Consider the following 24,932-nt stretch of genomic DNA (forward strand, 5'->3'; position numbering starts at 1 on the left):
GTTATCGGTACAACAGAAAATCGTACACAGTTGCACTTGTATCGGAAGTTTCCAGATCGCTTCTCCTACAACGTCATACCGATTCGTTTATATCAGCCCCAGAAGATTATTCAGCACTTTCATAATATCGCCGTACTGAATTTCCTTAGCGTATGAAAATCGATTTTGATACTTCTCCCACATTCCCTTAAGCTCATTACTTTCTATTATCCGCGATAAAATACCTGCTCTGTCGGCAATGTTTTCCGCAGTTCCTCGATGATTCGATGTTGCAGTGAGCGCTTCTTCAAAAACAGCTCGGCTGTATTTCTGTGTTTTAGCAATAATGTATACATCATAGAAATCTCTTGGCCTTGTGCTGAATACTCCCCTGCTAAGAATGGTTTCAACCTTCTCTGCTAAGACAGTTTCCATATTGTAACCCCACAACCGGATACGTTGTTCTTCGTCAAACATCCCGCCAATCTCATATTGAATGGCATCAGGAGTGATGACATCTCCTGTGGAAATATCGACAGACAGATGTGTAGACATGGCATCATAAACTGCATCAATTCTGACACGATACCCATCGTACAGATCATTCTCCCGAATCGCTTCAATAGATACAATATGAAAATCCACCTCATCGTTAAGAGCGACTTTGCAGATTGACTCAATCGCCGTATAAATCCGCTCTTTTGTGACAGGCAATCCTCTGAGCGTCGTGTCCAGATCCATCGTTGATCGTGTGTCCAAGCCAACAACCGCTGCGATGAGCATACCTCCCTTGATGACGAAATTATCCTTATATTCGGATGCAGAGAGTCTGGCGAGAAACTTCTCAAACATATAATTTTGAAGAACTGCTTGCGCAGCAATCTTGCTCTTCTTCGCATAGTTCCGAATCTTTGCCTTCAAGCTCATGGATTTGGAACTCATAGCAACACCTCCAGGTATTTTTTCAAATCTGTGCCAACCTTAAGCTGTGCCGCATAATCAGCCAGTCGATCGAGGTTCTTCTTATCGTACGCAGCATAAGTTTTGATGGCTGAAATGACGGTCTCTTCATCACAGCGATTTCTCGTCCGTAAGAAGTCACATATCGTTCTCTCCGGATCATAGCAACGAACCCAATTCCCAAAGATTGTTTGTCGCTCTGCAACACCCAATCGATGCAGCTTCGGTTTGATATAAAAATAAACACATTCATCCTTGATGGAGCATGGAATCACTTTGTTGCTGGGAAGCGTGATGCTGTGCATGAACGGCGTTCTTTCTGAAAGGCCGTTCAGGAAAAGCGCACTTTCATGAGAAAAAATGATGTGTTCAGATCGAAGCATCAACGTATACATATCATCGTGAATGGCATCCGGCAAGATGTAGATGCCCTGACGTACCCGTTCCAATAGACCGGCATGAACATATTTCAATAAAAGCTGCTTGGAGAACCCCAGCGAAAGAACTTCAGCTGTAGTAATCATGTTCTTGTTTTCGATCAGAGCCTTCATAATCATGGGATTGATACTGTTCATGAGCACACCTCCTCATGGTTTACTTTTGATTGGTATTATATATTTTTACTTTTTGAAAGTCAACTTCCTGAAACACAAACACCGCACATCATGGTGAAACAACTTATTTCATGTTCGATGGAACGTACAAGCAGCACTTCCCTTGGCTAAGCACTCCATTCTCCAGTGGTCAGGATTATTGCCGCAGAACGCAAAAAAAGAATTCCGATCAACCGCCCTCTCAGGGCGAATCGATCGGAATCCTTTGCTTTTTCTTCGCGTTATCTCTGCTTCCGTGACAGCAGTGCAACCGTCTCGACATGCGTAGTTTGTGGAAACATATCAACGGGTTGTATTTTATCGACAATATAACCCAATGGCTGTAAAATGGCGATGTCCCTGGCCAATGTTGCCGGGTTGCAGGAGACATAAACAATACGATTAGGGTTCATTTCAGCAAAAGTTTTGAGGACAGCTTCTGTACACCCAGCTCTTGGAGGATCGACGACGATGACATCGGGACAGATGTTTTCACGATGGAGACGCGGCATAAGTTTCGTTGCATCACCTACGAAAAATTCTGCATTTTTTATATGGTTGTCATATGCATTTCTTTTTGCATCTTCAATAGCCGGCTTGACAATTTCAATGCCGTAGACACGATAAGCTTTCCGAGCCAAAAAAAGTGTAATCGTACCTGTACCGCAATAGGCGTCAATAACGGTTTCCGTCCCCGTAAGATTGGCATATTCAAGCACTTTATCATAAAGTATAGCCGTTTGCTCAGTATTTACCTGAAAAAAAGAACGTGGGGAAACCGAAAACCGCAAAGATCCTATGCGCTCAGGAATCGCCAGCTTGCCCCAAAGAAGTTTTGTTTCACGTCCCAAGATCACATTATTGCGGTAGGTCTGGACGTTTTGCTGCACGCTCTTCAATTTTGGAATACGCTTCTTCAGCAGACTTGTAATTTCCTTTGCCTGTGGCAAATCTTTCGTTGCTGTGACAAGAACGACCATTGCCGCATCGTCTTCGCCAATCCGCCCCACAACATGGCGCAAGATGCCTGTATGGCTATCCTCATTATAGATAGGAATCCGACATTTCGCGATGATTTCCCGCATAGCATTGGCAATAGTATTATTTCCTTCTTTTTGAATATGACAATTATCTGTATCAACGATATCATGCGAATTTTTCGCAAAACAACCTATGACGACTTTGCCCTGTTTTCTGCCAACCGGGAATTGCATCTTATTACGATAATGCCACGGATCTTTTGCGCCAAGCACGGGCAGCACCGCAACACCTTTAAGTCCACCGATATGTTCCAAGGCATCGATGACCTGTCGTTGCTTGAGACGGAGCTGTGCTTCATACGCAATATGCTGCAGCTGACAGCCACCGCATTGCTCATAAATCATGCAACGAGGCTTCTGTCGATCCGGACTCGTTTGCAAAATTTTTGCCATACTCCCCCGTGCATATGTTTTTTTCACCTCATCGATACATGCAATTATCCGTTCACCAGGCAATGCTCCTGGTATAAAAATCGCAAAATCATCTACGCGTCCCACTCCTTCGCCACCCGTACCAAGTGCATCTATATCGATTTCATATTTTTTCCCCCGTTGCACGGGAACCTCTTTTTTCATTCCAGCCTTCCATTCTATACATACATTATGCTAAACTTTCAGGACATACGTTCAGCCGCCACAAAAAACGGCATGACTTCCTTTGTGTCCGGTTCCAGTGATGGCATCATCACAGCATCGTGCTGTACATATGGCCTCACGCCTTACAGAAACCTCACCAATCAGTCTGCGCCCTTTGGGCTTGACCTCTTGGGGTTTCATGATAAACTACACGCAGAAACGTCCACTTTGCAGACATTATGCGCCGCTCTTACTAAACTTCTAAACCTTGGAAAATCTCACCTTTTCCAAAAGTTCCTGCGGTTTTTCCAGCAAGACTTTCGCACCGTTGGCGATGAGTTCTTCTTTGTCTCGAAACCCCCAAAGAACACCTACAGGAAGGAAACCAGCACGCACTGCTGTCTGCATGTCAACAGAACTGTCGCCCAAATATGCCACCTCTTCAGGCTGTACGCCAAGATTTTTGGCAATTTCAAGCGGCGTAGCGGGATCCGGTTTTTTCGGATGCCCCGGCCGATCACCAAGAACCTCTTGGAAAAGATCTTTCTCGAAAAGTATATTAACGATTTTCGTTGCCGCCTCCATATGTTTGTTTGTACAAATGGCCACAGGAATACGGTATTTTTTCAGAGCGGACAAAAGTTCGTTTATCCCCGTATACGGACGCGTTTTTTCAAGCAAATGCACGTCATATATCTCCTTGTACTTTGCTAACGCATCTTTCACAAATTCAGCCGAGGCCGCTTTATCCTCCGGCAATGTGCGTTCCATAAGCTTTTGTGAGCCATTGCCTACAAAATGACGATATTTCTCAATCTCATGCGTCGGAAAACCATATCCCTCAAGCATAGCATTTACACTATCGGCAATATCATCCAAAGAATTGACAAGCGTACCGTCGAGATCAAAAATCACTGCCTTGTATTGCATAAGGAGCCGCCTTTCTGTCTGCAAATAAGTGCATCACTGTGTCTGAGCAATTTGTCTTTGTATTATTTCGAGGAAAACCTCTTTTTCCCTTCTGTCTCCCTTATGCGAAAACGAGGCAGCCGCAAAAGCGGCTGCCTCAAAAACGGCTCAAGCGCCAATATTTCCATGTTCGACAGATGTATCCTCCGATGCTGCCCCAAGCGTCTCATTTTCAGCAACATCATCTTCCAGCGTTTCGGAATCGGAAGCCTTATCCATCCGTGCTTCTCCCTCATCACCGTCCCCAGGAGCATCGGGGGGCGGTGGATTTGGGTCAACAACCGCAACATTGCGGTAGCGCCCCATACCTGTTCCTGCAGGAATGAGCTTGCCAATGATGACATTTTCCTTAAGTCCAATCAACGGGTCAACCTTGCCCTTGATTGCAGCATCTGTAAGGACGCGTGTCGTTTCCTGGAAGGACGCGGCAGAAAGGAAGGAATCCGTGGCAAGCGACGCTTTCGTGATGCCGAGGAGAATCGGCTTTGCTACAGCAGGTTCTCCATCCGCTTCAATAGCCGCAGCGTTCGCTGCCTCGAAAGAATTGATGTCAACATACTCTCCCGGCAAGAAGCTTGTAGTGCCCGATTCCTCGATTTTCACCTTATGGAGCATCTGCCGCACCATGACCTCGATGTGTTTGTCGTTGATTTCAACACCCTGCGACTTATAGACCTTCTGCACCTCATAGACAAGATATCGCTGCGTATCCCTGAGACCGCAGACGCGCAAAATATCATGCGGATTGATAGATCCCTCTGTCAATCGATCGCCGGGACGCAAGTGGTCGCCGTCGTGTACGACAAGACGGGCACCATAAGGAATTGCATACTCACGCGATTCACCCGCTTCAGGAACGAGCAGAAGCTTTCTCATGCCCTTGCCCGTATCCGAAATTTCGACCTGACCCTCAATTTCCGCAATTATCGCATGATGCTTTGGCTTTCTGGCCTCAAAGAGTTCCTCGACACGCGGCAGACCTTGTGTGATATCTTCACCTGCGACGCCTCCCGTATGGAACGTGCGCATTGTAAGCTGTGTTCCCGGTTCGCCAATGGATTGAGCAGCAATCGTGCCAACAGCTTCGCCAACTTCGACCTCCGCCTGGTTCGCCAAATCACGTCCATAGCACTTGACGCAAACACCGAACTGTGATTTGCAGGTCAAGACGCTGCGAATCGAAACCCTGTCGCGTACTGCCGCAATTTTTTTGGCCAAAGCCTCATCAATTGCATCATTAAGAGAAGCTATTTTTTCACCCGTCGCAGGGTCGATAATGTCTTCCGCCAGAACGCGTCCGGTAATGCGGTCTTCCAGCGATTCAATGACGCCATTGCCTTCTTTGATGGCCTCAACTTCAATGCCGCGGATATTATTGTTGCGCACCTTGACTTCTTTCGCATCACATCCGAGCATGGCCTCAATATCCTCTTCCGTTAAGATAGTTGCGGCAGGCACACATTCCACGCCTTCGCTGTCTACGACAGCATCCTTTGTTTCCTTCCCAAGCATCTCATGCACAATCGCATGCTTAATCTCCTCACGACGGGAGCGATCCGGTTCTCCGAGTGCAATCTTCTCCGATACCATCGCATTGCTGACAACCGTCTCCAAGGAGAGCGATGAACCGCGCAAAACAATTTCAGGTACATTTTCCTCACCGAGAAGTTCAAGATCCCCCTCCGTAAGAACCGTATCCTGCGGAAGCAGCAGCTCCCCTGACTCCGGGGCAAAAATATCGGCTGCAGTCAAACGCCCGACAAGCTGTTCGTCAAGAATTTCAATGGCATCCGCTGTCGATTCTGCAAGGCAGGCGCGCGCGCGCAGCAAATTGATGCTTTCCACGTCGCAGTCGTCCTCACGTACGATAACATCTTGTGCAACATCGACGAGGCGACGCGTCAGATAGCCCGAATCCGCCGTGCGAAGCGCCGTATCGGCCAAACCTTTTCGAGCGCCATGCGAAGAAATAAAGTAATCGGAAACCGTCAAGCCCTCACGGAAATTTGCCGTAATTGGCAAGTCGATAATTTTACCTGACGGATCAGCCATAAGACCACGCATACCGGCAAGCTGACGCATCTGCTGTTTGTTGCCTCGCGCCCCCGAGTCTGCCATCATGAAAATCGGGTTGAATGCGTCCATATTGTCCATCATCGCATCCGTCACATCATCCGTCGCCTGTGTCCAAAGTGCAATAACCTTGTTATAGCGCTCCTCATCCGTGATAAGACCACGACTGAACTGGCGTTCAATACCGTTGACTTTTTTCTTCGTCTCATCCAGAATGTCCTGTTTCTTTTGCGGCACAATGATATCGGAAATTGCAACCGTCATACCCGCAAGGCAGGCATAGTGGTAGCCAAGATTCTTCACATCGTCAATGACGACTGCCGTTTTGGAAGCTCCGAAATGATCGAAACAATTTGCAACGAGCTTTCCAAGCTGCTTCTTGTCCATCCGAATGCCAAGGCACCACTGGTTTGTTTCCTCATCTTTATGATAGTAACGAAGCTCCGGCGGCAGAATCTCGTTGAAAATCATCCTGCCAAGAGATGTCTTGACAAGACCGTATTTCTCAATACGAACCTGGATTTCAGCCTGAAGTGCCAACTCTTGATGTTGATACATCAAAAGAGCCTCTTTAATGCCCGTGACAATCTTGCCTTCGCCCAAAGCGCCGGGACGCAGGATGGTCAGGTAATATGCCCCCAACACCATGTCCTGTGTCGGCACAATAATCGGACGCCCATCCTTCGGTGCGAGAATATGATTCGCAGCCAGCATCAGTATGCGCGCCTCGGCTTGTGCTTCAGCCGAAAGGGGCAAATGTATAGCCATCTGATCGCCGTCAAAATCCGCATTATATGCCGTGCAGGCAAGCGGATGAAGCTTCAGGGCACGGCCTTCGGTAAGAACAGGTTCAAAGGCCTGGATTCCGAGACGATGCAGCGTCGGAGCACGGTTTAAAAGAACCGGATGCTCCTTGATAACTTCTTCGAGCATATCCCAAACCTCGGGGCGAGCTCGTTCCACCATACGTTTCGCACTCTTAATGTTGTGCGCAACCTCAGAACTTACAAGCCGTTTCATCACAAAAGGCTTGAAGAGTTCCAAGGCCATCTCTTTAGGCAAACCGCATTGATGCAGTTTGAGCTCCGGTCCGACAACAATAACGGAACGTCCCGAGTAATCGACGCGTTTGCCGAGAAGGTTCTGCCGGAAACGCCCTTGCTTTCCTTTGAGCATATCAGACAAGGACTTCAAAGGACGATTGCCCGGTCCTGTCACAGGACGGCCTCGACGGCCATTATCAATAAGCGCATCGACGGCTTCCTGCAGCATTCGCTTCTCATTTCTCACAATGATATCAGGAGCACCGAGATCCAGGAGACGCTTTAAACGATTGTTGCGGTTAATGACACGGCGATAGAGGTCATTGAGATCGCTCGTCGCAAAACGTCCGCCATCGAGCTGTACCATCGGACGAAGCTCCGGCGGGATGACGGGAACAGCATCCAGCACCATCCATGAAGGCTGGTTGCCCGACTTGCGGAATGCCTCGACAACCTCAAGACGGCGAATTGCACGAACTTTGCGCTGACCGCTGACCTCACGCAAATCCTTTCGGAGCTCCTCATTCATCTTATCGAGATCAAGCTCCAAAAGCAGTTCCTTTACTGCCTCTGCACCCATACCAACGCGAAATGCTCCGCCAAACTTACTGCGATTGTCACGATACTCGCTCTCCGTCAACAGCTGCTTCTTGATGAGCGGCGTATCACCGGGATCAAGCACGATATAAGAGGCAAAATAAAGAACCTTTTCCAGGGAGCGCGGCGAAATATCAAGAATCAATCCCATGCGACTGGGTATTCCCTTGAAATACCAAATATGGGAAACCGGTGCCGCAAGCTCGATATGTCCCATGCGTTCACGGCGCACTTTGGCTCGCGTCACTTCAACACCGCAGCGGTCACAGACAATTCCTTTGTAGCGAATCCTCTTGTACTTGCCGCAATGGCATTCCCAATCGCGTGTTGGCCCAAAAATGCGCTCACAGAAAAGCCCGTCACGCTCCGGCTTCAACGTGCGGTAGTTGATTGTCTCCGGCTTCTTGACCTCACCGTAAGACCACTCGCGTATCTTGTCCGGCGAAGCCAGTCCAATGCGCATCGAGTCAAAATCGTTTACATCCAACAACGAGGGTTCACTCCCTTCTACTTATCCGAGAAATCATCATCGCCCATATCATCATCGGCGACTGTCCCATGCTCCTCTAAGGAATCCAGACTGCTCATGTCGGCGATAATATCCTCGCCATTCTCTGCAGGGGATGTGTCTTCCTCGGTTTTCTCGCCTGCCTCATTTTCAGCAGGAGTCTGTCCCTGGTCTCTCTGCGATGGAACCCCTACCACATCAAGATCAAGATCACGTGCTGTCGCACTGATATCATCATCATCATCATGGATAACGATTTCCTGCGCATCCTCCGAAAGAACCTTGATATCAAGCCCAATACTCTGAAGTTCTTTGATAAGAACCTTGAAGGACTCCGGCACTCCCGGCTCTGGAATATTCTCCCCCTTCACAATGGCCTCGTAAGTCTTCACACGTCCTACGACATCATCGGACTTCACGGTGAGAATTTCCTGTAGAGTATACGCTGCACCATATGCTTCAAGCGCCCAGACTTCCATCTCGCCGAAACGCTGGCCGCCAAACTGCGCCTTGCCGCCCAAAGGCTGCTGTGTGACAAGCGAGTACGGGCCGGTGGAACGCGCATGAATCTTGTCGTCAACGAGATGATGAAGCTTAAGCATATATACGCAGCCAACCGTTACACGATTTTCAAACGGCTCACCCGTACGTCCATCATAGAGAACCGTCTTACCGTCCTCAGGCAAACCTGCCGCACGAATCGTGCCAAAAACTTCCTTGTCGCCCGCACCGTCAAAAACCGGTGTCGCAATATGGACACCCGCTACATCCGGCTTTGGCATACCATGTTTTTCAACATCGTAGCCGATAGAGCGCAGACGATCCTCGACAGTCGGATCCCCCGCCTTGATCTGCATGCCCAAAGCACGCACTGCCATACCCAGATGCGTCTCAAGAATCTGCCCGATATTCATACGCGAAGGCACACCCAGCGGATTCAATACAATATCAACGGGTGTACCGTCCGGCAAGAACGGCATATCTTCCTGACGCATGATACGGGAAACAACGCCCTTGTTTCCATGGCGACCGGACATCTTGTCGCCAACGGAAATCTTTCGCTTCTGTGCAATATAAACACGCACAAGATGATTGACACCCGGCGGCAGCTCATCATTGTTTTCGCGGCTGAACACCTTGACGTCAACAATCTTGCCTGCCTCACCATGCGGTACACGCAGCGAAGTGTCGCGTACCTCACGAGCTTTTTCACCAAAAATGGCTCGCAGCAATCGTTCCTCTGCCGTCAATTCTGTTTCACCTTTTGGCGTAACCTTGCCGACGAGAATATCACCCGGCAAAACATCCGCACCAATAGAAATGATGCCGTTGTCGTCAAGATCCTTCAACGCATCGTCAGCAACATTCGGGATATCACGCGTGATCTCCTCTGATCCAAGCTTCGTATCACGTGCGTCACACTCGTATTCCTCAATATGTATGGATGTATAGAGATCACGCTTCACGAGATTTTCCGAAAGCAGGACCGCATCCTCATAGTTATAACCTTCCCATGGCATATAGGCAACAATGATATTGTAGCCTAGCGCAAGCTCTCCATGATCCGTGGCCGGTCCATCAGCAATCGGCTGCTTCTCAAAAACCTCTTCGCCTTTTTTGACAATCGGCACCTGATTGATGCAGGTTCCCTGGTTCGAGCGTTGATATTTCTGCAGTTTGTAAACATCGAGTTCGCCTTCATGTGTGCGCACCTGAATCTGGTCTGCTGTAACTTTCTCAATCGTTCCCGAGCGCTTCGCCAGAATCATAACGCCTGAATCACAAGCTGCTTTGTACTCCATGCCCGTGCCAACAAGCGGAGCCTGTGTACGCAGGAGCGGCACAGCCTGACGCTGCATGTTGGCACCCATCAAGGCACGATTCGCATCGTCATTTTCGAGGAACGGAATCATCGCCGTTGCAATAGAAACAACCTGCTTCGGCGAAACGTCCATATAATCCACGCGATCGCGCGGCATCAAAACGGTCTCTTCATTATAGCGAGCCGTAACACGCTCATTAACAAACCAGCCATCTTCATCAAGCGGCTCATTCGCCTGTGCAATAACAAGTTTATTTTCCTCATCTGCCGTCAAGTAGCGCACGTCATCTGTCACACGATGCGCAACCTTGTCCACTTTGCGGTACGGCGTTTCCATGAAACCAAACTGGTTAACACGCGCATAATTCGAAAGTGAACCGATAAGACCAATATTGGGACCTTCAGGTGTCTCAATCGGACACATGCGCCCATAATGCGAATTATGGACATCACGTACCTCAAAGCCTGCACGCTCGCGCGAAAGACCGCCAGGACCAAGAGCCGAAAGGCGGCGCTTATGCGTAAGTTCAGACAAGGGATTGTGCTGATCCATGAACTGCGAAAGCTGCGAAGAGCCAAAGAATTCCTTGATAGCCGCCACAACAGGGCGAATATTGATCAATGCCTGCGGTGTAATCACATCGACATCTTGTATGGTCATGCGTTCCTTGACCACGCGCTCCATACGTGAAAGACCGATACGGAACTGATTCTGTAGGAGCTCTCCCACAGAACGCACGCGTCGGTTGCCAAGATGATCGATATCGTCCGTCGTACCTATGCCATCCATAAGGTTCAGAAGGTAATTGATGGAAGCCATGATATCATCACAGGTAATCGTACGATGGTTATACGGAAGGGTCCGTGAACAAAGCATTTTCACGCTCTTGCCGTCTCCATCCTGCGTGCGCACAAAGAAAACGGCCGGTTTCCCTTCGTCAAAAAGAGCATCTTCCTGCTCCGCCGTAATATTTTCCAACATCGCCTCATCAACGACGACATCCGCCGGAACGACAATTTCTCCCGTCTCCGTATCCACGATGGGTTGAGCCAGAACCTTACCAAGAAGACGGCGCTTCCAACCAAGTTTCTTCGTCAGTTTATAGCGGCCAACCATCGCGAGATCATATCGTTTAGCATCAAAAAAGAGCCCGTCAAGAAGCTGCTGCGCATTGTCAACCGTCGGAGGTTCGCCCGGACGCAAGCGCTTATAAATTTCAACAAGTGCTTCTTCTTTGGAATTCGCACCATCACGTTCCAGCGTCGCCTGAATCCGTTCATCATGATTAAAGAGCTCAGCAATCTCGTTGTTGGAGCTATAGCCCAAAGCACGAATCAAAATGGTAACGGGAAGCTTCCTTGTCCGATCAATGCGCACAGAAATTACATCGTTTGTATCTGTTTCCAATTCAATCCATGCACCGCGATTCGGAATGATTGTCGCATTATAGAGTTTCTTGCCCGTCGGATCAATTGTCTCGCCATAGTAAGCGCCCGGTGAGCGCACAAGCTGGCTGACAATGACACGCTCCGCACCATTGATAATGAAAGTCCCTGTATCTGTCATAAGCGGAAAATCGCCCATGAACACTTCCTGCTCCTTGATCTCGCCCGTTTCACGGTTAATCAAGCGGACATTGACGCGCAGGGGGGCTGCAAGCGTCACATCCCGCTCCTTGCATTCATCGAGCTCATACTTAGGCTCCCCGAGCGAAAAATTCTCAAAGGAAAGCACAAGATTCCCCGTAAAATCTTGAATCGGTGAAATATCCTGGAAAATCTCCTGGAGGCCTTCCTTCAAAAACCATTCGTAGGAGTTTCTTTGAATATCCAAAAGATGCGGCATATCCATGACTTCTTTGATTTTTGCATAGCTATACCTATTTCTCTTGCCCACCGGCACAGGACTAAACATTAAATCCCTCACCCCTTAGCCAAAACTCATTCCAAACTCAAAGCACGCAAAAAAGACAACGAAAAAATATAAAGATAAAAAAGGACAAGGCATAAAACTATCGCTTGATACCTTGTCCGCTCTCTCCCATCTCGTCCGCCATCGTACACGCTTATTCAGTTCTCTGCGGTAAAAACGCAAATGCGCATAGTTTGAATAACATACACGCTGTAATAAATAAATCTAGCACAGGAAAGCTACATTGTCAATACTCATTTAAAGATAAATTTTCCAAATAAATTTTCCAGCCAGCAACCTTGATCAACGTGCAAACCGCCATACCTTTTTAAGACAGTCAACAGCCACACGCCCCCGCCTCAAAGGCATTTTCGTAATACTGCACCGTGTAGGAGCCTCTTTCATAAAGAACTTCCGCGACATCAAAACGGCAAGGCTTTTCCTCGATTCTTTTTTCCTGCATATACCAAACAGCAGTACGAATAATACGCCGCTGTTTCGTCCGTCCCACAGCTTGCGCGGGAATACCGTAATGGGTGGGACGACGCGTTTTGACCTCAACAAAGAGAATCGTATTCTTTTCCTCAGCAATAATATCGATTTCGCCCATAGGCGAACGAAATTGCCGCTCCAAAATTCGACAACCACGTTTCCCAAGATATTGCGCAGCAAAATCCTCGCCTTGATTGCCAAAGTCTTTGTGGTTCATTTGGGAAGCTCCACTTTTCGATGATTCCTATCAATGCGATAGACATATGCAAGCACTTCAGCTATTGTGCGATAGAGCTCTGGCGGTATTTCCCTGTCAAGTTCCAATGCCATCAACATATTGACGAGCGATTTGTTCTGATAGACGGGAACCGCATTTTTTTGCGCCGCCGCCAAAATATTCTCCGCCACAAAACCACGTCCCTTGGCCACAACCTTAGGCGCAAGATTTTTCTCCGGTTCATAACGGAGCGCTACGGCTTTCTTATCTGCTGTTTTAGCCGCTTCCGCGTCCATTGGTATTTGCTTGTTCTTGTCGTTTATCATTCTTTGCTACCTGCCACCCCAACTTTAAGATCCGAAAGTTCAAGGGTTGTTCCTTTAAAGGATGCCTTAAACTCAGGAATATATTCCTTAAATTCATTAACAATAGAAGGATCGGAAAAAAGCACACGCATATTGAGACTTTTTTGATCGTAGACCTGGCAAGTAAGTTCCACCGCCCCGATATAATCGGTGAGTACACATAGCCTTAGCCAAGTTTCCTTATGCATCCGTCCGTCCTCTGGGGAATATTTTTCCTCATTGTAAACATTGGCATATGCCGGAAAGCTTTGCTTTTCACCCTCCCCCATATACAAAGGCAGCATGAAATTCAAAGAACGATGTGTATTGCCCTTGCCATCTGTCTGGAAAACACTGCCCCCTTCCATGGATTGCTTCATGGAGGAAACAAAATCTGCCACATCCTTGCCCGCCTTTTTAAGTTGACGCGCTTTCATGTCCTTGACGGCCGCCATATCACAAAGCTGCATAAAGGCCCAGAGACGCGGCAAATCCCCTAGATTTTGCTGGACTGCCGCTTGGTTGACGGCGGCAGGAACATTATTCTGGCTTAAGCGCAAAAGAAGTTGGAGCTGTTTTGCGTCGTTATCCGGCAGCATCTTTTGTCCATTGTTGACAAAATTTCGCAACAAAGCGGCATCCCGTTCAGACAGCTGCATATTTCTCAGCATGAATGCCGCAGTATCTTTCAATGCCTGCATGAGCTGCGGCGTATTTTGCATAACGGGCATCTGACGCGGAGCCGTATTCGGCATTGTCCCCCCCTGCGGTTTCTGTGAGGACGAATTGGTCTGCTGCCCATCCTGCACCAGTCCCCGCGACGATTGGCCTTTGTCCTCTGTCAGGGCGGGATTCCCCTGCTGTGCAGTTGCCCCTCGTGCATTGTTCGGGACTTCCGCCTCACGCGCCTGTCCTGGCCGAGCACCTGCGTTTTCCTGCTGCAGCTCAGATGTCTCTTCGTTCGCCTGGAGAAGGTTCATTCCTGAAGATTGCTCTTTTTGTCCCTGCAGCAAAGGGCTGCCGTCCTTCATGAGCTGCGCTTCTTTACCTTGCACCATTCCTTCCTTCGGCACCTGCCCTGCTGGAGTTTCAGGCTCCTGTGAAGCGGTTGCGCCCTGTTTCAATTCACCGGCTTGAGTTTGTCTGGGCAGAGCCGCTTCTTCTGCTTGCGGCATCTCCTTCGTTCCCGTGGCAGAAGTGTCCGGCTGGTTTTCTCTTGCTGCGCTGTTTTCCGGCAGCACATTCCCCTGCGTCCCAGCGGTTTTGCCTTGTTGCCCCTCCGCTGTTCCTTGCCCCATCTCCTGCATCACATTACTTGGATTGCCCGACATCTTCTGATCTTGCATCTGCCCTTGACCCTGGAGCGATGCTCCAGCCTCTTCGCCTCGAGGCAAAAAGTACTGTACAAGAGATTTCAAGAAGCCAAACGAATCCGAATCCCCCAGCCCCTGTCCACCCTGCATCGACGTCAAGGTCAGAGCCGCCAAGGCTTGCTGCAGCGCCGCAGGCAGTTCTTCCAAAGTTTTTGAATCCAGCAGCTGAAAAGCAAACTTATTGAGCAGCGCCGGCTCCAACGCGGCTCCCCCTGCTTCCGAAGAAGTCAGCAACACCTTTAAATTCTGCAAAACGGCTTGCATATTCTCACTGAAATCACTTACCGGCACGCCTTTTTCTGCTAGGGAACCAAGCTGCATGAGCATACGCGAAAGCATCGTCAGCTGTTCCATCGAAAAACGCTGGCTTTCTGCCGTACTACCGAGTCCTTCCTGCAACGTTGCACTGAGCGAGAAGGAGCTTTCCATAACATTGCGTATGACCTTTTGCAGCTGTTCCGGCAAAACATCAACGGTATCTTCCTGGTTTTGAGATATTTTCCCGAGTATTGCAGACAAATCGGCAATGGAATTACGAATCGAAACATTTGTCTCTTTTGTAAAAGGAGACGATAACGTACCGTCACCGCGCCTTGATACGCCGTCTGCGGAACTTGTTGTCTGCGTCCGCTGTACGCGCTGCAGCGAGCCTGCAGCATTTGCAGCATTTGCTTCCATTGCCATAAAATGAATCCTCCGTGAAAATCTACAGAAACCGATCAATCATGCAATACATCATAAGAAAGTCTTGAACGAACCGGTTCAAAACTCCTCCGGTGAATCGGGCATGGCCCATACTTTTCTAAAGCAAGCATATGTTCCTTCGTCCCATATCCCTTATGTCTCGCAAACCCATACAGGGGATATTGGCTGTCATATTCAAGCATCATGCGGTCTCGCGTGACTTTTGCCACAATGGAAGCCGCCGCAATGGAGGCCGACTTTGCGTCTCCCTGTATGATGGAAAGAGTCGAGGTCGCCAGCCCCTGCAAAGGCATGGCGTCAATCAGAATCTTATCCGGCTGTGGTTCCAAAGACGCAATCGCCTCATACATCCCTTGCTTTGTTGCCTGATAAATATTTTTTTCATCAATGACTTCGCATGGGATAACCGCTTTTCCTAACGCAATCGCATTTTTCTCTATCTCACCATAGAGTTTTTCACGAACCGATACGGACAGTTTTTTGGAATCATTGATCTGCGGCAGATAAAAATCAAGCGGCAAAATAACCGCTGCAGCAACAACGGGTCCCGCTAAAGGACCTCGTCCCGCCTCATCAACCCCAGCAACAAGACGATACCCTTCTTCTAATGCCATCTTCTCATAACGGTAAAGCGTGTGCACCCGGGCACGATCCTCTTTCTCCCTCGCCCACTTACGCAGCATTCTCTGTACACCTACACGGGAATCTGCACCACAGGAAGCCTCGATTTCCATCGTCCAGTCCCCGGATACATAAAGACGCTCTAATTCTTTTATCGTCATTTTCGTTGTATCCATTAACTGCCTTCCTTTTTCTCCACACTTTCTGATTTATCCTGTAAATCTTGAGCCATCACAGCATTGTCCGCTGAATCTTCAGGCGGCACATCCAAGCTGATTTTCCCGAATTTTCCCATACGAAACTCCGACAAAAGGATGTGGTGCACTTTTTCCATATCAATGCGCCCCCCCTTTAAAAGGCAGCCACGTTTTCGTCCAATCATCTCCATAAGTTCATCGACATTCTGCGGCATAATTTGTTTGAACTTAAACCGTTCCTGCAGCCTTTCCGGATAATCGCGCAGCAAGATTTCAAGAAGGAGTCTCGCCACACTCTCCATATCGTAGATTTCATCATTAACCGCCCCGGTAAACGCCAGTTTCAGCCCCACTTCCTTATCCTCAAACTTCGGCCAGAGAATGCCCGGCGTATCCAGAAGATCCGCCTCCGCCCCAATACGTATCCATTGCTTAGCACGGGTAACGCCTGGTTTATCCGCTGTCTTTGCCTTGGCAGCTCCTGCCAAGCGGTTGATCAAAGATGATTTTCCCACATTCGGAATCCCAAGAATCATCACGCGTGCCTTACGAGCCGCCACTCCCTTCGCAAGCAATTTTTCGGTCTTGTACCTAGCCGCTTTCGCAATGAGCGCAAGGAGTTCCCGTATCCCCTTGCCCGTAGCCGAATCAAGTGCTGCAGCAAAAAGTCCTTGCCCACGAAAATATGTCAGCCAACGTTTTGTTGCTTTTTCATCTGCCAAATCCATCTTGTTTAGTGCCACAATCCGCGGCTTTCCCTCAATGATTTCCCTCAGCATCGGATTGGCACTCGAAATCGGAATTCGCGCATCCAAAAGTTCCACCACAACATCGACCAGTTTCAGATTTTCCTCCACCAACTGCCGCGCTTTTTTCATATGCCCCGGATACCACTGGATCACCGGAAGCTCTCTGGATGTATCCTTATCCATTCCTATCCATAGCTCCTTTAATCTCTGCTCTTTACTGCCTTCTTACGTATTAATCCCAAGGCCTTCCATCCGTTCCCGTCTAATCGTTCCCACTGTTCTTCCCCTTAGGTAATTGTGGACAGATGCGGAAACGGCAGGAAAAATTTTGCCTACAATTATCTCCTATATCATAAGCAAAAAACAGTATTTAAACAAGAGGCCGACTTCCTGCGGAAATGAAGTCAGCAATCCCTTGACGGCATCACATGTGCGATTTCACTTCCTGGAAATCTTCTGATTCCAGCAAACAGTAAAAAAGCCTCACCCCTTGGAAATACAAGGAGCGAGGCTTCTTTTACTTAAACTCCACAAATTCATTCAGACGCGCTCCGCCTTTAATCATCGGTTCGACGAAGCTTTTTTTCAGTTTCAATACAATGACGCGCGGCTCGTCTGCTTGAGTGGCACGCCTGAACGCATGGATGAATTGTTCCTGTGTCGTGACGGCTTCGGCTTCAATGCCAAAGCTCTTAGCGTAAGCGACAAAGTCCATCGAATGAGCAAATTCACAGGCAATATAACGCTCCTTATACATGACCTTCTGGAGCTGTCGGATCATGCCAAGGCTTGAATTATCCATGATGAGCGAGATAACAGGCAATTTGAGACGCGCAATTGTGTAAAGCTCATTTCCCGTCATGCGCATGCCTCCATCGCCTGTGATATGAATCATACGGCGCTTCCTGCCATAAGCGACCTGCGCTCCCATAGCAGCGGGCAAGCCGAATCCCATAGTGCCAAGCCCCCCTGAGGTCAGCCATGATCTCGGTTCTTCGACACGTAAATGAAGTGCTGCCCACATCTGATGCTGCCCGACATCTGTCGCAAAAGAATATGGCTTGCCCGCTGTTGCAAGTGCAACATGGTGCAGCGCCCATGGCACGGTCAGGCAGCCGACCTCATAATCGTAAGCATATTCCCCCCGCCACCGGCGAATATGCTTAAGCCATTCGCCGGTACAATGCAAAGGTTCCGGCTGCATCAAGAGACGCAAAATGATTTTCATGTCTCCTGCCAGTCCAATAGAACTTGGAATATTCTTGTCAATCTCAGCAGGATCAATATCGATATGAATGAACTTCGTTCCCTTCATATATTTGACAACATTGCCTGTCTGACGATCGCCAAAACGGCTGCCGAGCGCGATGATTACATCGGATTCAGCAATCGCATTATTCGCTACTTTGCGCCCATGCATACCGGCAAAACCAACGCACAGGGGATGTGACCGAGGGATGGAACCAAGTCCCATCAATGTCTGTACAACGGGAATGCCATAGCGCTCCGCAAAGGCGGTGAGCTCAGCAGCAGCACCTGCATAGATGACGCCGCCGCCTGCAATAATGACAGGTTTCTTTGCACGGCGAATGACGTCAGCAGCTTCTGCCGCACAAATCAAAAAGTCCGCATCGGGCTTACCCGATTTTTTTGCCTCATGGATACGGCGCTCGTATTTCACGTCTGCAAAAAAAAGATCGCGGGGAATATCGACAAGCACGGGACCTGGACGCCCGCTGCGCGCGATATCAAAAGCCTCACGCAATGTTGCAACGAGCCTGGCGGCATCTTTTACCTTAAAATTATGTTTTGTGACAGGCATCGTAATGCCGAGAATATCAGTTTCTTGAAAGGCATCGCGCCCCAAGAGGCCTGTATCCACCTGTCCCGTGATTGCCACCATGGGGATGGAATCCATAAACGCCGTGGCAATGCCGGTCACGAGATTCGTTGCACCTGGACCCGAGGTTGCAAGACAGACCCCTACCTTTCCCGTCGCGCGAGCATAGCCATCTGCAGCATGAGCAGCGCATTGTTCATGCGAAGTAACAATCTGGCGAATATGATCTTCATCATAGAGTGCATCATACAGCGGCAAATTCATACCGCCCGGATAGCCGAATATCGTGTCAACACCTTGTTCTTTCAGGCATTCAACAACCGCTTTCGCGCCTCTCATCGAAGTCTCTCCTTCCCTGTTTTGCCCTTAAATATGCGAAAGCACCGCCTCCGCCATCTCTTCGGTATTCGCTTTCCTGAAGCCTTCCTTCCAGAGATCAACCGTACGCCAACCCTCATCCAGAACTGCATCCACAGCCCTCTCGACAGCCTGTGCCGCCTTTTCCTCCTCGAGTGCATAGCGCAGAAGCATTGCCGCTGAGAGAATCGTACCAACTGGATTGGCAATCCCCTTGCCTGCAATATCAGGTGCAGAACCATGAATCGGCTCGAAGAGGCTTGTTTTTTCGCCGATACTCGCCGACGGCATCATGCCGATGGAACCGCCGACAACAGCCGCCTCATCCGAAAGAATATCACCAAAAAGATTGCCTGTGACAATGACATCAAACTGTGTAGGCTTCACGGCAAGCTGCATGGCACAATTGTCAACATAAAGGTTGTTAAGCTCCACCTCTGGATAATCCTTCGCCACCTGCACGACGGTGCGCCGCCAGAGGCGCGACGTCGCGAGTACGTTCGCCTTATCGACGCTTGTCACATGGGCACGGCGAAGTTTCGCTGTCTCAAAGGCCAGCTTAGCAATGCGTTCCACCTCGGGCACGGAATAATTTTCAAGATCCCATGCTCGCTCATATCCATCCTTTATTTCACTTTCACATTTATCGCCAAAATAAATGCCGCCAATCAGCTCACGCACAATCAAAAGATCTGCACCTCGAACCAGTTCAGGCTTCAAAGGTGAGTACTCAACGAGAGAATCCGCGACCTTTACAGGGCGAAGGTTTGCATAGAGCCCCAAACCTTTTCGAAGTCCCAGAATTGCCTTTTCCGGACGCAGAGCAGGAGCAACATCATCCCATTTGTCACCGCCCACGGCACCGAAAAGGACGCCGTCCGCTGCCTGCGCAGCCAAAAGGGTTGCCTCAGGAAGCGGGGTCCCGCACTTATCGTAAGCAGTACCACCCGCATCATGTTCTTCGTAGGAAAGCTCCAAAGCAAATTTTTCCGCTGCTTTTTTTAACACAGCAACAGCCGCATCCGTTATTTCCCTGCCAATGCCGTCGCCAGGAATAACTACGATTTTTCTTGCCATCAGAGTTCCCCCTTTTCCTTAATATAGTGAATGAGTCCGCCCGCTTTAGCGATTTCCTGCACAAACCCCGGCAGCGGATGTGCATGAAAAACATCGCCTGTTGTGAGATTTTCGATAGTCCCCGTCGTAGTATCAACACGCAATTCATCGTTCGCGTGGATTTTCTCCACATCATCGCCGATTTCCAGAAGAGGCAGACCTATGTTGATGCCGTTACGATAAAAGATTCGCGCAAAATCTGACGCAATGATTACGGGGATGCCCGATGCCTTAATGGCCACAGGTGCGTGTTCACGCGAAGAACCGCAGCCAAAATTTTTCCCGCCAACCATGATATCGCCTTCCTGCACATTCTTCGCGAACGTTTCATCGATATCGACCATACAGTGTTCGGCAAGTTCCTTGGGATCAAAGCTATTCAGATAGCGCGCAGGAATAATAACATCCGTATCAATATTGTCGCCGTAACGCCAAACTTTTCCTTGCAAATTCATCTCACTTTACCTCCTCCGGCGCCGCAATTTTACCGAGAATGGCACTTGCTGCCGCCACATGCGGTCCTGCCAGATAAACCTCGCTGTCCACATGTCCCATACGTCCGCGGAAATTGCGGTTTGTCGTCGAAACACATCGTTCGCCTGCCGTGAGGATTCCCATATAGCCACCAAGGCAAGGCCCGCATGTGGGGGCAGCGACAGCACAGCCTGCATCGATAAACGTATCGATATAGCCAAGGTGCATGGCCTCCTGATATACCGCTTGACTGCCGGGAATCACGATGCAGCGCACATCGGGATGAACCTCATGTCCCTTGAGGATACCTGCCGAAATTTCCAGGTCCTCCAGTCTGCCGTTTGTACAGGAACCGATAACCACCTGGTCAATCTTGATCTCATCAATATCCATAACACGCTTCGTATTGCCGGGCAAATGAGGGAAAGCAACAACAGGCCGCAGTTTGGAGAGATTGATTTCAACCGCCTGGCAATACTTTGCATCTGGGTCGGATGCTACAGGCTCATAAGAGCCCTGCACACGTCCCTCAACATATTCCTTCGTTTTTTCATCAAAGGGGAAAATACCATTTTTGCCGCCTGCCTCGATCGCCATATTGGCAATCGTCAAACGATCCGTCATCGTAAGTTCCGCAACTCCCTCACCCGTAAACTCAAGCGATTTATAGAGTGCGCCATCCACACCAATCATGCCGATAAGCGTCAGGATAACATCTTTGCCGTTAATATCGTCAGGCTTCTTTCCCGTAAGATGCACTTTGATGGTCTCCGGTACTTTGAACCACGCGGTTCCCGTCGCCATGCCGACAGCAAGATCCGTTGTGCCGACACCTGTTGAAAAGCCGTTCAAAGCGCCATAGGTACATGTATGCGAATCTGCGCCAATCGTCAGCATTCCCGGTCCCACGAGACCAAACTCAGGCAGGATGACATGCTCAATACCGACACGGCCAATCTCGAAATAGTTCTTAATTTTATGCTTTTTCGCAAAATCACGCACAATCTTGCCGAGGGCAGCTGCCTTGATGTCCTTTGCCGGTTGGAAATGATCGGGAACAAGCGCAATCTTCTCGTTGTCAAAAACAGGGCGACCGATGCGTTCAAACTCCTTGATGGACGGCGGAGCCGTGATATCGTTCGCAAGCACCATATCAAGGCGGCAAGTAATTAGCTGCCCCGGCTCGACATAATCGAGGCCTGCATGGCGCGCAAGAATTTTTTCGGTCATATTCATTCCCATGGAATTTCCTCCTGATAAAATATTCTGGCTGCTATAGAGCGTCCTTAGTACAAGCCGTGAACAAAACACATACTGCAGATTCATCGACATGACCAATAGCTCCCGAAACAATCGAAAGAAAACGGCTTACACCCTATTATATCATAAGGAATGATACCATAAGGACGGTAAGCCGTTTCAAGTTTCAAAGTTTGTTGCGGTGCAAAATCAGAACTCGAGCTCTTTCTGATCCTTGAGCCAACTCATCATGCCGCGCAGTTCGCCTCCGACCTTCTCAATCTGATGCTCAGCGTGGATGCGACGCTCAGCGAGAAAGTTTGCACGACCAGCAGCACGGTTTTCAAGAAGCCAGTTGCGGGCAAACGTACCGTTTTGGATTTCCTTCAAAAGCTGCTTCATTTCCGCCTTGACCGCCGGCGTAACAATGCGCGGACCGGCCATGTAGTCACCGTATTCCGCCGTATCGGAAATGGATTTGCGCATTTTCGCCATACCGCCTTCATAAAGGAGGTCAACAATGAGCTTCATTTCATGGAAGCATTCAAAATATGCCATCTCCGGCTTATATCCCGCCTCAACAAGCGTTTCGAAACCAGCCTGCATCAAAGCGCAAACACCGCCGCAAAGAACAGCCTGCTCGCCGAAGAGATCCGTTTCCGTTTCATCCTTAAACGTTGTCTCGATAGCACCGGCACGCGTGCCGCCAATGCCGCGAGCATAAGCGAGGGCAATATCAAAGCAATTTCCCGTCGGGTTCTGGTAAACCGCGAAAACGACAGGAACGCCGCCGCCTTCAACAAAAGTACGGCGTACAAGATGACCGGGGCCTTTCGGTGCAACCATGAATACATCGATATCTTCCGGTGCAACAATCTGCTGAAAATGAATATTGAAACCATGCGCGAAAGCAAGAGCACTGCCGGACTTCAAGTTCGGGGCAATTTCGTTTTTATAGACATCCGCCTGCTTCTCATCCGGAATCAGGATCATTGTGATATCCGCCTGCTTGACAGCATCAGCGACAGACAGAACCTTGAGATCATGTGATTCAGCAATCGCCTTGGATTTCGATCCTTCATAAAGGCCAACAACAACATTGACGCCGCTCTCCTTGAGATTCAGTGCATGTGCATGACCCTGGCTGCCATAGCCGATGATAGCGACCGTCTTGCCCCTCATGACCTCCCAGTTCACATCCTGATCATAGTAAGTTTTTGCCATAGTACTCTCTCTCCTCACAATTTTGGTAAATGGTATGTTCGCCGCGCTCCAAAGCTATGAGCCCTGTACGAATTGTCTCCAAGATGCCATAAGGCGAAAGAAGCTGCAGGAACGCCGTAACCTTCTCATCGTCCCCCGTGATCTCGAAAATCAAGGTTGTCGGGCGCACATCAATAACGTGTGCACGGAAAAGCTCCGCCATCTTAAGCACATCGAGACGATTCGTGTCATCCGCCTTCACCTTGATGAGCGTCATGCCGCGAAAAACAGATGTCCCCGTCTGAAGCGCCTGTACCTCGACAACGTCCGGAAGCTTTTCAAGCTGCTTCATCATCTGGTCAACAAGTTCTTCGTCTCCCTGCACGACGACGGTAATCCTGGAAAATTCCGCGGTCTCCGTCACTCCCACCGACAAGCTGTCGATATTGAACTCACGCCGCGAAAACATGCTTGCAACACGAACAAGTACGCCAGACTGGTTCCTCACGAGTATGGAAAGCACATGTCGCATCTGAAATCCTCCTAACACCTGTACCTGTTGTAAACATGTATACATTATGGCAATATACCCTTTGTTTGTCAACAGGATTTTCCTCTTGTTTCCATGAAAAATATAGGTATAATTATAGAAAGTCTTTTATGAGCAGCACCAAAAGAAGCGGATCAAATACTCTTGGCAAACAAAATTTAAAAGGCTTACCTATCCGAAACGACATTGCAGGAGGCATCGCATGGCAAAAACAGCGAAAAAAAGCATCTTGAGCAACGCGCGGGCACTCGACGGAATTGTCGAACCTCTCCTGTTGTGGTTTTACGGCGAAAAGCGCTCTCTGCCCTGGCGCGAAGAGCCAACACCGTATCGCGTATGGATTTCGGAAATCATGCTTCAACAGACTCGAGTCGAAGCCGTAAAGCCTTATTTTTCACGTTTCATTGAAGCCTTGCCTGATGTCCATGCACTTGCCGAAGCGGATGAGGACACGCTGCTGAAGCTTTGGGAGGGTCTCGGATATTATAGCCGCGCACGTCATCTGCGAGAAGCGGCGCGCATCGTTTGCCGCAGCTTTAGCGGCGAACTGCCCGCAGACTTCGATGCGCTTCTCACCTTGCCCGGCATCGGACGCTATACAGCAGGCGCCGTCTCTTCCATTGCCTTCGGGAAACGTACGGCAGCGGTAGACGGCAATGTACTGCGCGTCGTCATGCGCCTCATCGCCTCATCTGCCGATATCCTCAAGGAAAGTACGAAACGCGCGGTAGAAGAAGCCCTGCTTGCACGTCTTCCCCAAAAGCCCGGCGATTTCAACCAGGCTTTGATGGAATTAGGCGCACTCATTTGCTTGCCGCGCGGTGCGGCACGATGTCCCGACTGCCCGCTAAAGCGCTTTTGCCTGGCAGCAGATCTGGGAATTCAAGCAGAATTGCCTAAAAAGACTCCGCCGAAGAAAAGACGCACGGAAAAACTCACGATTCTTATACTGTCGCAGAACGGAAAAATCGCCCTGAAAAAACGTCCTTCAAAAGGGCTCCTTGCAGGACTTTGGGGGCTGCCCTCACTTCCTGGCCATTGGAGCAAAGAAGAACTGATGAAAGAACTCCATTTGTTGGGCTTTTCCCCTGCAAAACTTACGAAACTTCCAGCAGCAAAGCATATATTCTCTCATATCACATGGCAAATGATCGGCTGGCGAATCGAAATCGATGAGCCAAGCCCCCCTCCCGCTCTCCAAACATTTTCCTCGCATTCTTCCCAACTTCGCGAAACATCTGTCTCTTATGGCAGTATACCCAAGGAATCTCCTTCTTTTTTCTGGGCAACAGAAAAAGAGATGCTTGATACCTACAGCATCCCTGCCGCCTACCGCAGCTATTTTCCCTATATATCGGAAATATAAATTGCTGCAGCATTTCT

18 protein-coding genes are annotated in these 24,932 nt (G+C 49.2%); 1 reads left to right on the plus strand and 17 read right to left on the minus strand.

From position 1 onward, the window contains the following. Window positions 1-87: 87 nt before the first annotated feature. The 17 genes from ACRTGH_RS11180 to ilvN form a co-directional block, all read right to left on the minus strand. The gene (locus ACRTGH_RS11180) at window positions 88-921 is read right to left on the minus strand and encodes a nucleotidyl transferase AbiEii/AbiGii toxin family protein (protein ID WP_368845957.1); all 834 of its coding nucleotides are present in this window, start codon (window positions 919-921) and stop codon (window positions 88-90) included. Then, window positions 918-1,514 carry a type IV toxin-antitoxin system AbiEi family antitoxin domain-containing protein gene (locus ACRTGH_RS11185; RefSeq protein ID WP_368845956.1) on the minus strand — a complete coding sequence of 199 codons (597 nt, stop codon included), beginning with the start codon at window positions 1,512-1,514 and terminating at the stop codon, window positions 918-920. The genes ACRTGH_RS11180 and ACRTGH_RS11185 overlap by 4 nt, the downstream gene beginning before the upstream one ends. A 260-nt stretch (window positions 1,515-1,774) precedes the next feature. Next, window positions 1,775-3,148 (minus strand): 23S rRNA (uracil(1939)-C(5))-methyltransferase RlmD, encoded by a 1,374-nt coding sequence (rlmD, locus tag ACRTGH_RS11190; RefSeq protein ID WP_368845955.1) that lies wholly within the window; start codon window positions 3,146-3,148, stop codon window positions 1,775-1,777. A 261-nt stretch (window positions 3,149-3,409) separates the two neighbouring features. Further along, on the minus strand, window positions 3,410-4,078 hold the full coding sequence (locus tag ACRTGH_RS11195) for an HAD family hydrolase (RefSeq protein ID WP_368845954.1): 669 nt from the start codon (window positions 4,076-4,078) through the stop codon (window positions 3,410-3,412). Window positions 4,079-4,225: 147 nt separating this feature from the next. Then, entirely contained in the window at window positions 4,226-8,320 is a 4,095-nt protein-coding gene (gene rpoC, locus ACRTGH_RS11200; protein WP_368845953.1) for a DNA-directed RNA polymerase subunit beta', read from the minus strand. A 17-nt stretch (window positions 8,321-8,337) separates the two neighbouring features. Then, a complete protein-coding gene (gene rpoB, locus ACRTGH_RS11205; RefSeq protein ID WP_368845952.1) occupies window positions 8,338-12,075 on the minus strand; it encodes a DNA-directed RNA polymerase subunit beta in 3,738 nt (1,245 codons plus the stop codon). A 334-nt stretch (window positions 12,076-12,409) separates the two neighbouring features. Next, a complete protein-coding gene (locus tag ACRTGH_RS11210; RefSeq protein ID WP_368845951.1) occupies window positions 12,410-12,781 on the minus strand; it encodes a YraN family protein in 372 nt (123 codons plus the stop codon). Then, complete coding sequence (locus ACRTGH_RS11215) at window positions 12,778-13,107, minus strand: EscU/YscU/HrcU family type III secretion system export apparatus switch protein (RefSeq protein WP_368845950.1); 330 nt, start codon at window positions 13,105-13,107, stop codon at window positions 12,778-12,780. The genes ACRTGH_RS11210 and ACRTGH_RS11215 overlap by 4 nt, the downstream gene beginning before the upstream one ends. After that, entirely contained in the window at window positions 13,104-15,182 is a 2,079-nt protein-coding gene (locus tag ACRTGH_RS11220; protein WP_368845949.1) for a hypothetical protein, read from the minus strand. Before ACRTGH_RS11220 ends, ACRTGH_RS11215 begins: the two co-directional genes overlap by 4 nt. A gap of 35 nt (window positions 15,183-15,217) precedes the next feature. Continuing rightward, window positions 15,218-16,000, minus strand: a complete 783-nt coding sequence (rnhB, locus tag ACRTGH_RS11225; protein WP_368845948.1) for a ribonuclease HII — start codon at window positions 15,998-16,000, stop codon at window positions 15,218-15,220. Then, the gene (ylqF, locus tag ACRTGH_RS11230) at window positions 16,000-16,953 is read right to left on the minus strand and encodes a ribosome biogenesis GTPase YlqF (protein WP_368845947.1); all 954 of its coding nucleotides are present in this window, start codon (window positions 16,951-16,953) and stop codon (window positions 16,000-16,002) included. The genes rnhB and ylqF overlap by 1 nt, the downstream gene beginning before the upstream one ends. A 334-nt stretch (window positions 16,954-17,287) precedes the next feature. Continuing rightward, window positions 17,288-18,949 carry a biosynthetic-type acetolactate synthase large subunit gene (gene ilvB / locus ACRTGH_RS11235; protein ID WP_368845946.1) on the minus strand — a complete coding sequence of 554 codons (1,662 nt, stop codon included), beginning with the start codon at window positions 18,947-18,949 and terminating at the stop codon, window positions 17,288-17,290. A gap of 27 nt (window positions 18,950-18,976) precedes the next feature. Beyond that, on the minus strand, window positions 18,977-20,044 hold the full coding sequence (gene leuB, locus ACRTGH_RS11240; protein WP_368845945.1) for a 3-isopropylmalate dehydrogenase: 1,068 nt from the start codon (window positions 20,042-20,044) through the stop codon (window positions 18,977-18,979). After that, window positions 20,044-20,538, minus strand: a complete 495-nt coding sequence (locus tag ACRTGH_RS11245) for a 3-isopropylmalate dehydratase small subunit (protein ID WP_368845944.1) — start codon at window positions 20,536-20,538, stop codon at window positions 20,044-20,046. Before ACRTGH_RS11245 ends, leuB begins: the two co-directional genes overlap by 1 nt. 1 nt (window position 20,539) lies before the next feature. Then, window positions 20,540-21,799, minus strand: a complete 1,260-nt coding sequence (leuC, locus tag ACRTGH_RS11250) for a 3-isopropylmalate dehydratase large subunit (RefSeq protein WP_368845943.1) — start codon at window positions 21,797-21,799, stop codon at window positions 20,540-20,542. Between the two features lie 207 nt (window positions 21,800-22,006). Beyond that, window positions 22,007-23,020, minus strand: coding sequence for a ketol-acid reductoisomerase (gene ilvC, locus ACRTGH_RS11255; protein ID WP_368845942.1), 1,014 nt, complete (start codon window positions 23,018-23,020; stop codon window positions 22,007-22,009). Continuing rightward, the gene (gene ilvN / locus ACRTGH_RS11260) at window positions 23,001-23,531 is read right to left on the minus strand and encodes an acetolactate synthase small subunit (RefSeq protein ID WP_368845941.1); all 531 of its coding nucleotides are present in this window, start codon (window positions 23,529-23,531) and stop codon (window positions 23,001-23,003) included. The genes ilvC and ilvN overlap by 20 nt, the downstream gene beginning before the upstream one ends. A gap of 220 nt (window positions 23,532-23,751) precedes the next feature. Between ilvN and mutY the strand changes: the two genes are divergently transcribed. Next, window positions 23,752-24,915: an A/G-specific adenine glycosylase gene (gene mutY, locus ACRTGH_RS11265; RefSeq protein ID WP_368845940.1), complete on the plus strand. Its 1,164-nt coding sequence runs from the start codon at window positions 23,752-23,754 to the stop codon at window positions 24,913-24,915. Window positions 24,916-24,932: the final 17 nt, after the last annotated feature.

Source organism: Selenomonas oralis (assembly GCF_051603425.1).
Classification (GTDB): Bacteria; Bacillota; Negativicutes; order Selenomonadales; family Selenomonadaceae; genus Selenomonas; species Selenomonas sputigena_A.